We start from the raw sequence: 1,115 nt of genomic DNA on the forward strand, positions 1-1,115 counted from the left end.
CGACCGCTGTGCGCCGATCCTGCGGGGCGGGTACGGCGGCGGCCTGCGCCGTCCCGGTGGTGGCGTTCTCGACGTTGTCGATCAGGTCGAGATGAGGCTGGGCGGGGTTCTTCAGCTGCGTGGTCATCGGTGTTACGCCTTTCGATCCGGGCGGGGAAGGCCGGGGCTGACGAGCCGCGCCCGCTCGTAGATGACGTAGCCGCCGCGCTGCGGGCGGTACTCGCTGCGCCAGACCTTCGCCTGTACCTGCTCCAGGCTGTCGCCGGGCTGAGCGTCAGGGGATTCGGCGAGGTACTTCTCGGCCAGGTCGCGGTCGCGGAACAGCCGGGGCTCGAAGGGCCCGCTGTAGAACATCAGCGTTTCTTCCAAGGTCTTGGGGACCCATGCCAGGCCGTCGCTGATGCCGTACCAGTCCCAGAGCTGGCCATCGCGGCACGCCGCCCAGAGGGTGACGGGCTCGAGGTGGAGCCGCTTGGCGGTCCGCTTTGGGGCAGGGCTGATGTCTTCGCTGCGCTCGAGGGCGTGGATCTCCTGCCCCACCAGGAAGCAACGGTTCGCGCTGCGTTCGACGACGGCCCCGGTGAGCATTCGTTCGCCACCTCGATATGCCTGCCCGAGGCCGATGTGGACGATCTCGACGAGGACAGGCATGTCGGGGCTGCCGTTCGGGTGGTATCGGGCGAACTCTCCCACCTGCGGGTTGTCGATGGGCATCAAGGCTCCTTGTGTTCGGTGGTCATGTCGACGGCCGCGGTCCGACGCCGGTGCTCCCCGGTTGGTCATTCGCGCTTTCCAGGTCACGCCTCGCGTAGTTGTGCTGGCCGTCATGCCAGGCGAGGGTCGCGGCGCTCACAGTGGTCGGCGGGCCGATCCAGCTGGCCGGCAGCCCCGGGAAGTGCGGGGTGTCCGGGGCGTCGGGACGCCCGCTGAGCCATTCCCGCAGATCGCCTACGAGCTCGTGCAGTTGGCCGTCGTCGTCTTCGACGTAGAAGTCGGACTCGCCGCCGCAGCTCCAGCGGTCGCGCTCGTTCCATACGCACACCACGCGGACGCCGGTCGCCTGGCTGATCTCGCCGAGGACGTCGTTGACGCGGTCGTCGTCGTAGCCGTCGGCC

The 1,115-nt window shown here is 68.9% G+C and carries 2 protein-coding genes; both read right to left on the minus strand.

Annotated features, from left to right (window positions below; translation table 11 throughout):
- Positions 1–132: 132 nt before the first annotated feature.
- Positions 133–714, minus strand: coding sequence for a hypothetical protein (locus AB0J09_RS65475; RefSeq protein WP_360714661.1), 582 nt, complete (start codon positions 712–714; stop codon positions 133–135).
- Positions 715–736: 22 nt separating this feature from the next.
- On the minus strand, positions 737–1,115 hold a 379-nt coding region (locus tag AB0J09_RS65480; RefSeq protein ID WP_360714663.1), incomplete at its 5' end, for a hypothetical protein.

The sequence above is a fragment of the Nonomuraea sp. NPDC049784 genome (assembly GCF_040659615.1).
Taxonomy (GTDB): Bacteria; Actinomycetota; Actinomycetes; order Streptosporangiales; family Streptosporangiaceae; genus Nonomuraea.